Origin of the sequence: Saccharomonospora iraqiensis subsp. iraqiensis, assembly GCF_000430445.1 — a bacterium.
GTDB classification, from domain to species: Bacteria; Actinomycetota; Actinomycetes; order Mycobacteriales; family Pseudonocardiaceae; genus Saccharomonospora; species Saccharomonospora iraqiensis.
On sequence record NZ_KE387071.1, the window covers coordinates 26689 to 36111 of the forward strand.

Sequence of the window (9423 nt, forward strand, 5' to 3'; positions counted from 1 at the left end):
GTCGGGGGACGTCCGATCGGTCCGGGCCGCCTCCTCCGCGGTCGCCGTGCCGTCGCCGGGGGGCTCCCGTCCGCTGCCCGGGGCGCCGGCCACCCCGAGGGTGGCGAGTTCGCGGATGAGGTTGAGCCGCATGGACGGCTGGGACGTGTCGTCGGCCTCGGTCTGCCGCGCGTCGAGCAGTTCCTCGACGGCCTCCCCGGTGCGTCCGTCGGCGACCAGGCACCGGGACAGCGCGATCGTGACGAGGATCTTCTCGTGCGGGTACCCCTGCTCCGCGCCGAGCCGGCGCAGCCGTTCGATGTGCGCGGCGGCGGGGGCGGCCAACGCGAGCGAGGCCGCCAGCACCCCGACCTGCTCCACGGCGGGCACGTCCGGCTTGCGGGGGAACAGCGACTCGGCGAACGGCGCCTCCGCGGCGATCGTCATCGAGGCGGCGGTGCGGAACTTCTCGTTCGCCTCCTCGCGGCGCCCGACCCGTTCCAGCCGCAACCCCCAGCCGAGCAGCATCTTGACCCGGTTGAGCAGTTGCAGGGTGATCTCGTGCGGGCCGGCGCTGTCCCGGATGGCCTGGTGGGCGCGGGAGATCATCTCCTCGGCCGCCTCGTAGACGCCGAGCTGGTTGAGCACGATCCAACAGTCGTTGAGTGCCGCCGCGAGCAGCCGGTCCCACGCCCGGCGCCCCTGGTGTATCTCGGGGCTCGGCACGTCGTCGAGCAGGGCGAGGGCGCGGGCGATCTCGGTGAGCGCGGCGTCGTCCTGTTCGCCGAGCACCAGCGACCGGCCGCGCAGCGCGTGGGCGTCGGCCCGCAGGAGGGCGAGACCGTGCCGCTTGGTGTGCGTGAGCATCTCGTCCAGCAGCGGCTCGGCCTCGGTGGCCAGTCCCCGGATCACCAACCGGGCCAGCGCGGTGGCCCGCAGCAACTGGGCGACCAGGACGGGCTCGCCGCGACGACGGGTCTCCTCGAGCAGCTCGTCGAGTGTCCCGGTGACCCGGAGCTGTTCGGCGCGTTCGGTGCGCTGGACCGTGGCGATCAACTCCCGGGCACGCCCCAGCACCCAGGCGTCGGACATGTCGCCCAACGCCGGGCGCTGCTCGTCGTCCCAGTCCTCGCCGTGCAGCCGGTCCACACCCCTTCTTCGCCTCCGGGCACGTCAGGAGGCGATCGGCAGCCGGGCAGCTCCGCCGCCAGGGCTCGAACCTGGACTGTCAGAACCAAAATCTGAAGTGCTGCCAATTACACTACGGCGGATCGCGCCTGGTCAGGATAGCCACCGTGGTACGGGGTGGTCACCACCGGGGCCGCCCGACCGGGTATCGGCTCTCCCCAACGGCCCCTGACCTCCTGTACCGTAACCTACGGAAACGTAGGTAAGGCCCACCTTGCCTGGTCATTCGTGGAAAGAAGCAGAAGTATGACGGCTACTCTCGAGGACCCTGCGGCGAAGCCCGCGCGAGGCCCGAAGCCGATACTGGACGGAGAGCGCACGTCCGGCGTGCAGTTCGCGGTGTACTTCGGCGTGATCGCGCCGCTGGCCGCGCTGGCCGTCGCTGTCCCCTTCGCGTGGGGATGGGGGCTGAGCTGGGTCGACGTCGGCCTGTTCGTCCTGTTCTACGCCATCAGCGGACTCGGGATCACGGTCTCGTTCCACCGCCACTTCACACACGGGTCCTTCAAGGCCAAGCGCTGGCTGCGGGTCGTCATGGCGATCGCGGGCAGCATGGCGGTGCAGGGACCGCTCATCACCTGGGTCGCGGACCACCGCAGGCACCACGCGTTCTCCGACCGGGAGGGCGACCCGCACTCACCCTGGATGTTCGGCACCTCCCCGGTGGCACTGGCCAAGGGGTTCTGGCACGCCCACATGGGCTGGCTGTTCGAGCGGGACGTCAGCAACGCCGAGCGGTTCGCGCCGGATCTGCTCAAGGACCCGGCGCTGCGTCGCGTCGACCGGCTGTTCCCGCTGTGGACCGTGCTGTCGCTGGTGCTGCCCGGCATCATCGGCGGGCTGGTGACCTGGTCGCTGTGGGGCGGCGTCACCGCGTTCTTCTGGGCCGGTCTCGTGCGGGTGTGCGTGCTGCACCACGTGACCTGGTCGGTGAACTCGATCTGTCACATGATCGGTGAGCGGCCGTACAGTGCCCGGGACCGTTCCGCCAACTTCTGGCCGCTGGCGATCTTCTCGTTCGGCGAGTCCTGGCACAACCTGCACCACGCCGACCCGACGTCGGCCCGGCACGGGGTCCAGCGGGGTCAGATCGACATCTCCGCCCGGTTGATCTGGGTGTTCGAGAAGCTCGGCTGGGCCTACAACGTCCGCTGGCCCACCCCGCACCGCCTGCAGAAACTCTCCGCGAAGTAGTCCGCCGGTCACCCCGGGGAGTGCCGCGAAGGCCTCCTTGCCTGCATCGCACGCAGGCAAGGAGGCCTTCGCGGCGTGTGGCGTGGGGAAGGGGTCCTTCGCGGCGTCCCGGGTGCGGGCGGATTAGGCTGCGGACGGTGGCGGCGAGACGCAGAGCGAAGCGCGACGCGGCCGCGGGGGCACGGGCGACGGCCCCGGCGGCCCGGGTGCGGATGACGGGTGCCGAGCGCAGACAGCAGCTGCTCGACGTGGCGCGGGCGCTGTTCGCGGAGAAGGGGTTCGACGGCGCGTCGATCGAGGAGATCGCGCACCGGGCGAACGTGTCCAAACCGGTGGTCTACGAGCACTTCGGCGGTAAGGAGGGCATCTACGCGGTCGTGGTGGACCGCGAGATGCAGTCGTTGCTCGACCGGATGGTCTCGACCCTGCACGGGGGTGGGCCCCGCGAACTGCTCGAACACGCCGCGCTCGCCCTGCTGGGCTATGTCGACGAGGCGCACGACGGGTTCCGCATCCTGGTGCGGGACTCCCCGGTGGCCAGCGCGTCGGGCACGTTCTCCACCCTGCTCAACGACATCGCCGGGCAGGTGGAGTACGTGCTCGCACACGAGTTCGACACCCGCGGGTACGACGACAAGCTGGCCCCGCTGTACGCGCAGGCGCTGGTCGGCATGGTGGCGCTGACCGGCCAGTGGTGGCTCGACGCGCGCAAACCGAAGCGCCACGAGGTCGCGGCCCACCTGGTCAACCTCGCGTGGAACGGTCTGTCCCATCTGGAGCACAAACCGAAGATCCAGTACAGCGGGCGCGGCTGAGCACACCGGGGCCCAGCACACCGGCGCACCGGGGTCGGGCGGCCGCTCAGGCGGGCCGCGGGGTCACCCGGAACAGCATGTCGTCCGCGCCGCCCGACGTGGTCACCCAGAGCGCGTCGTCCGGCGCGCGACGCACCGCCCGGAGCCTGCCGAACTCGTCGTCGAACTCGGGCGGCAGGAGCACCTCGGTGACGTCGTCGCCGGCGTCGTCGAGCCGGAACAGCAGCATCTTCTGCCCCCGCAGGGCCACGACGGCCAGGGTCCCGTCCAGCGCACCCCAGCCCCCGCCGGAGACGAACGCCGCGCCGGACGGCGCCTCGGTCGAGGTCGCCCCCGAGGTCCACAGCGGGGGCACCGCCTGCGGGAACCGGTCGAGGTCGGTCATCGGCACGTCCTCGTCGTACGAGTCGGTCGTCCCGCCCCGGGACGGGTCCCAGCCGTAGTTGCCACCGGCCACGATGCGGTTCACCTCGTCGAAGCCGGTCGGTCCGTGTCCGGAGGCGTACACCTGGCCGGTGCCCGGCCGTACCGCCACGCCCTGCACGTTGCGGTGTCCGTAGCTGTACACCCGGCGTGTGTCCGGGTCGTCGGCGTCGGCGAACGGGTTGTCCGGCAGGCCGCGCCCGGTGTCCGGGTCGATGCGCAGGATCTTTCCGCCCAGGCTGGTGCGGTCCTGCGGGATCGTGGGGTCGCTCGCGGAATCACCCGTGCCGACGAGCAGCGCGCCGTCGGCGGCGAACGTGGGGCGGCACCCGGAGTGCCTCCCGCTGTCGTTGACCGGCAGCCCGGTCAGCAGGTCCCGCACCCGGCGCGCGGCCCGGCCGTCGTCGGACAGCCGCCAGGTCACCAGCCGCACGTCCACGGCCTCGCCGTCGCGCCGGTGCGTCTGGCACGTGGTGAACTCCCGCGTGTCCGGGAAGTCCGGGTGCACCACCAGCCCCATCAACCCGCCCTCGCCGCGCACGAGCACGTCGGAGAAGTCGGCATCGACCTCGGTGACGTCGCCGTCGCGTACGAGCCGGAGCCGACCGGGGCGTTCGGTGACGAGCACCCCACCGTCCGGCAGGAAGCCGACGTCCCACGGGTGTTCGAGGCCGCCGGTGACCTGGTCGGCCTCCAGGGACACCTCTTCCGGAGAGGACGTGGTCGTCTCCGTGCCGTCCGCGGGTCCGCCGTCGGGGGCGGGGGACTCCGGCGCGCCGTCGTCGGGGGGACCGCCGCACGCCGTCAGCAGGACGGCCAGCGCGGCGAGGGCGGAGAGCACCGGTCTGCGGTCGGACATGCGCACAGTGTGCCTCGGTGCTGGGTCGGTCGCCCGGTGGCCGGGCACGTATCCTGGTGGGCGGAAAGCCCCCTGTGCCCCGCCGTCCCGGGCACGGGTGTGTCTCGCGTGAGGGGAAGTACAGGTCCGTGACCGCTTCGCACACCGAACCCGGTAGCACCTCCGCCCCCGAGGCGGTGAACCAGGCCCCGTTGTCCGGTCTACTCTCCGCGGTTCTGCCGGATCCCGCGCTGCGCGGGGTTGTGGACCGCGCGGGGGCGCCGCTGCTCGAACTCGACGGGGCACCCCCGGGTCGACAGCTCGTCCTCGCCGCGCTGGCCGCCGAACAGGGCGGGGACCGGCCGGTTCTGGCCGTCACCGCCACCGGGCGGCAGGCCGAGGAACTCACCGCCGCGCTGGCGAGCCTGCTCGGTGCCGACGCGGTGGCGCACTTCCCCTCCTGGGAGACCCTGCCGCACGAGAAGCTCTCGCCCCGCGCGGACACCGTGGGCAAGCGGCTGGAGGTGCTGCGCCGCCTGGCGCTGCCCGGCCGCGACGGGCTGCGCGTGGTGGTCACCACGGTGCGGAGCCTGATCCAACCGATGGCCCCCGGGCTGGGCGATCTGCAGCCGGTCGAACTGCGGGTCGGGGAGGAGTACGAATTCGAGAGCCTGCCCGACCGGCTCGTCGAACTCGCCTACACCCGGGTCGACATGGTCGAGAAGCGGGGCGAGTTCGCCGTGCGCGGCGGCATCCTGGACGTGTTCGGCCCCACCGCCGACCATCCGCACCGGATCGAGTTCTGGGGCGACGAGGTCTCCGAGATCCGTGCGTTCGCGGTGTCCGACCAGCGTTCCCTGCCCGGTGAGGTGTCCGGGACGGTCGCGCCGCCCTGCCGCGAGTTGCTGCTCACCGACGCCGTCAAGCGCCGGGCCGCCGACCTCGCCACCGAGCACGAGGGCGACGAGCAGCTGGCCGAGATGCTGACCAGGCTCGCCGACGGCATCCCCGTGGAGGGCATGGAGGCGCTGATCCCGGTGTTGTGCGACGGGGAGCTGCGCCTGCTCACCGACGCCGTGCCCGAGGGTGCCCACGTCGTGCTCACCGATCCGGAGAAGATCGAGGCCAGGGCGCAGGACCTGGTGCGCACCGGGCAGGAGTTCCTGGAGGCGTCGTGGATGACCGCGGCCGACTCCGGCAAGGCCCCGATCGACCTGGGCGCGTCGGCCTACCGCGGCCTCGACGAGATCCGGGAGCACGCCCGCGCCACCGACCGCTGCTGGTGGACGCTGTCCCAGCTCACCAGCGAGGACGACGCCTACCACGTCGCGATCGAGGCCGCCCCCGGCTACCGCGGGGAACTGGAGCGGGCCGCGACGGACCTGCGCGCGCACACCGCGTCCGGCGGGACGGCGCTGGTCGTGGTCGCCGGGGCGGGCACCGCCAAGCGTGCCGTGGAGCAGCTCTCCGCCGCCGAGGTCCCGGCCACGCTCGCCGAGAACGGGCTGGACACGGCGCCGAAGCCCGGGGTGGTCACGGTGACCTGCGGGGGTCTCACCGAGGGGTTCGTCGCGCCCGGCTCGTCGCTGGTCGTGCTCAGCGAGGCGGACATCACCGGGCGCGGCGCGACGGCGGGGCGGTCCTCGCCGGACCTGAACACCAAGATGCCGTCCCGGCGGCGCAACGCCGTCGACCCGCTCGCGCTGAAGGCGGGCGATCACGTCGTGCACGACCAGCACGGCATCGGACGGTTCGTCGAGATGGTGCAGCGCACCGTCGGCGGGGCGACCCGTGAGTACCTCGTGCTGGAGTACGCGCCCTCGAAACGGGGCCACCCCGGCGACCGGCTGTTCGTCCCGACCGACCAGCTCGACGAGGTCTCCCGCTACGTCGGTGGCGAGCTGCCGACGCTGTCCAAGCTCGGCGGATCGGACTGGAAGAACACCAAGGCCAAGGCCCGCAAGGCGGTCAAGGAGATCGCCGCCGAGCTGGTGCAGCTCTACGCCGCCCGGCAGGCCGCGCCGGGGCACGCCTTCGGCCCGGACACGCCGTGGCAGCGGGAGCTGGAGGACGCCTTCCCGTTCGTGGAGACGGCCGACCAGATCGCGGCGATCGACGAGGTCAAGAAGGACATGGAGAGCACCGTGCCGATGGACCGCGTGATCTGCGGCGACGTCGGCTACGGCAAGACCGAGATCGCCGTCCGTGCCGCGTTCAAGGCCGTGCAGGACGGCAAACAGGTCGTGGTGCTCGTCCCCACGACACTGCTGGCGCAGCAGCACCTCAACACCTTCACCGACCGGATGCGTTCGTTCCCGGTGACGATCAAGGGGATGTCCCGGTTCACCGACCCGCACGAGGCCGAGCAGACGCTCACCGGGCTCGCCGACGGCGAGGTGGACATCGTGATCGGCACGCACCGGCTGCTGCAGACGGGGGTGCGCTACAAGGACCTCGGCCTGGTCATCGTCGACGAGGAGCAGCGCTTCGGCGTCGAGCACAAGGAGCACATCAAGGCGCTGCGCACCCACGTCGACGTGCTCACGATGTCGGCGACCCCGATCCCGCGGACCCTGGAGATGAGCATGGCCGGGATCCGGGAGATGTCCACGATCCTCACCCCGCCCGAGGACCGGCACCCGATCCTGACCTACGTCGGCGCCTACGACGAGAAGCAGGTCGCCGCGGCGATCCGCCGGGAACTGCTCCGGGACGGCCAGGTCTTCTTCGTGCACAACCGCGTCTCCTCGATCGAGAAGGCGGCCCGGCACCTGCGGGAACTGGTCCCGGAGGCCCGCGTGGTCACCGCGCACGGGCAGATGAACGAGCACAAGCTGGAACAGATCATCCAGGGTTTCTGGGAACGCGAGTACGACGTGCTCGTGAGCACCACGATCGTCGAGACGGGGCTGGACATCTCCAACGCCAACACGCTGATCGTCGAGCGCGGCGACATGCTGGGGCTGGCGCAGCAGCACCAGCTCCGGGGCCGGGTCGGTCGCGGCCGCGAGCGCGGCTACGCCTACTTCCTGTACCCGCCGGAGCAGCCGCTGACCGAGACCGCGCACGACCGGCTGGCCACCATCGCCCAGAACACCGAACTCGGCGCGGGCATGGCGGTGGCCATGAAGGACCTGGAGATCCGCGGCGCGGGCAACATCCTCGGCGCCGAGCAGTCCGGGCACATCGCCGGCGTCGGGTTCGACCTCTACGTCCGGCTGGTCGGTGAGGCCGTCGACGTCTTCCGCCGGGACGCGGGCGCGGGCGGGGTCGACGACGAGGACGCCGCGCCCACGGAGGTGCGGGTGGACCTGCCGGTGGACGCGCACATCCCGCACGACTACGTGCCGGGGGAGCGGCTGCGCCTGGAGGCTTACCGCAAGATCGCCACGTCGCAGGACCGGGAGGCACTGGACGCCGTCCGCGACGAGCTCGTCGACCGCTACGGCGCGCCCCCGGCCCCGGTGGACCGGCTGCTCAAGGTCGCCGAGTTCCGCCAGGCGTGCCGCCGGGCGGGCGTGACCGAGGTGACGGTGCAGGGCAACAACCTGCGATTCGCCCCGCTTCCGCTGGCCGAGTCGCAGCTCGTCCGGCTGAAACGGCTCTACCCGAAGGCGGTCTACAAGGCCGCGACGAGCACGGTGTCGGTGCCCAAGCCCACCGAGGGGCCCGCAGGCGGGCGCATGGGCGCGCCCCCGCTGCGGGACGAGGCGCTGCTGGACTGGTGCTCCGGACTGCTGTCCTCGATGACCGAGCAGCCCGCCGCGGTGCCGTCCTGACCGGGAACAACACGCCGTGGCACGGGGGCGGAGTGATCATCGCCCCGACGTCTTGCCCCCGCGCCCGGCGGGTGTGAGAAGGTACGCGCTGTGATTCGGACCATCCGCCGCCCCGTGGCTCTCGCGCTCGTCCTGCTCACCGCCACCGTGCTCACGGCGTGTGGCTCCGGCCCGAGCAGGGCCGATTCCGCCGCCCTCGTCGGGGACCGCTCCATCGGCCTGGACTCGGTCCAGGCCGAGATCCGGTGGTTGCTCGACAACGTCGAACAGGCCGAGCAGGCGCAGGAACAGAACAAACTCGACCAGTTCGGCCGTGAGGTCGTGCGCAGCAGGGTCGTGCACGAGCTGGTGACCGTGGCCGCCGAACGGGAGGGTCTGGAGGTCGACCCGCGCGAGGTGGACCGGCTGATCCACGACAACGGCGGCGTCCGGGCCATCGCGCGGAGCACGTTCTCCGAACCGTCCCGGGTGCGCGGGGTGGTCCGGGACCAGCTGCTGTTGCAGCAGCTCACCGAGCGGTACCGGGACCGGCTCTCGGTGCGCATGGTGGGCGCGATGGTGACGGAGTCGAGCGTGGAGGCCACCGCCGAGCGCACCGCGCGGGACCTGGGCGAGCGGATCGCGCGGAACCCCGACGAGGCGGAGCGCATCATCGCCGAGAACGGGCATCAGCCGGTGACGGAGGAACTGACCCTGGGGCGGACCCTCGACCGGGACCCCGAACTCGCCACCACCGCCGTGTTCGGCGCGGGCGAGGGCACCGTCGTGGTCATCCAACCGAGCAGGCAGCGGGTGGGCTGGCTGGTCGCGCTCGTGCGGGACCGCACCGTCGGCGCCCCCGGTTCCGGGGAGTCCGCCGCGCGGGAGGACGGCGCCGGACAGGCGCAGCAGGTGAACCCGCAGCTGCGGTACCTGGCGGGATTGCGGCAGTTGCAGCCGATCGCCGAGGAACTGGGCGTGCGGATCAACCCCCGGTACGGCGTCTGGGACGGTGCCGCGCTCGCCCCGGCGCCGAGCGACGAGGAGCTGACGGGCTACCTGCTGGAGTCCCGTACCGTGCGGCCATGACCCCGATGCCGGCCACGGTGGTGCTGCTTCCCCCGGAACACCCGGACCTGGTCCCCGCGCAGGCGTGGCCCGCGCTGCGTGCGGCGCGCGGGATCCATGCCGCCGCGGGGGTGCCCGACCACACCCGGCACGCACTGGA

The 9423-nt window shown here is 72.2% G+C and carries 5 protein-coding genes, 1 tRNA gene and 1 pseudogene; 4 read left to right on the forward strand and 3 right to left on the reverse strand.

The genetic code is table 11. The annotated features are described in order from the left end of the window. Both ACTIR_RS22280 and ACTIR_RS0107950 read right to left on the reverse strand, forming a co-directional pair. Positions 1–1071 (reverse strand): annotated as a pseudogene (locus tag ACTIR_RS22280) (GGDEF domain-containing protein); the annotation flags it as partial. Between the two features lie 107 nt (positions 1072–1178). Further along, a tRNA-Gln gene (locus tag ACTIR_RS0107950) sits at positions 1179–1250 on the reverse strand. A 163-nt stretch (positions 1251–1413) separates the two neighbouring features. Here ACTIR_RS0107950 and ACTIR_RS0107955 point away from each other — a divergent pair. Further along, complete coding sequence (locus ACTIR_RS0107955; RefSeq protein ID WP_026453875.1) at positions 1414–2361, forward strand: acyl-CoA desaturase; 948 nt, start codon at positions 1414–1416, stop codon at positions 2359–2361. Between the two features lie 212 nt (positions 2362–2573). Continuing rightward, entirely contained in the window at positions 2574–3176 is a 603-nt protein-coding gene (locus ACTIR_RS0107960) for a TetR/AcrR family transcriptional regulator (RefSeq protein WP_026453876.1), read from the forward strand. Positions 3177–3222: 46 nt separating this feature from the next. Here ACTIR_RS0107960 and ACTIR_RS0107965 read toward each other — a convergent pair whose 3' ends face one another. Continuing rightward, complete coding sequence (locus tag ACTIR_RS0107965; RefSeq protein WP_026453877.1) at positions 3223–4458, reverse strand: PQQ-dependent sugar dehydrogenase; 1236 nt, start codon at positions 4456–4458, stop codon at positions 3223–3225. A gap of 176 nt (positions 4459–4634) precedes the next feature. Here ACTIR_RS0107965 and mfd point away from each other — a divergent pair, with 176 nt between their 5' ends. Both mfd and ACTIR_RS0107975 read left to right on the forward strand, forming a co-directional pair. Further along, positions 4635–8216 carry a transcription-repair coupling factor gene (gene mfd, locus ACTIR_RS0107970; RefSeq protein ID WP_026453878.1) on the forward strand — a complete coding sequence of 1194 codons (3582 nt, stop codon included), beginning with the start codon at positions 4635–4637 and terminating at the stop codon, positions 8214–8216. 90 nt (positions 8217–8306) lie between these two features. Continuing rightward, positions 8307–9284 (forward strand): SurA N-terminal domain-containing protein, encoded by a 978-nt coding sequence (locus tag ACTIR_RS0107975; RefSeq protein WP_026453879.1) that lies wholly within the window; start codon positions 8307–8309, stop codon positions 9282–9284. Positions 9285–9423 lie beyond the last annotated feature (139 nt).

Bases quoted from the DNA above. Each gene is read 5' to 3' on its own strand.
- ACTIR_RS0107955 (WP_026453875.1), top strand. From the start codon at position 1,414: ATGACGGCTACTCTCGAGGACCCTGCGGCGAAGCCCGCGCGAGGCCCG.
- ACTIR_RS0107960 (WP_026453876.1), top strand. From the start codon at position 2,574: ATGACGGGTGCCGAGCGCAGACAGCAGCTGCTCGACGTGGCGCGGGCG.
- ACTIR_RS0107965 (WP_026453877.1), bottom strand. From the start codon at position 4,458: ATGTCCGACCGCAGACCGGTGCTCTCCGCCCTCGCCGCGCTGGCCGTC.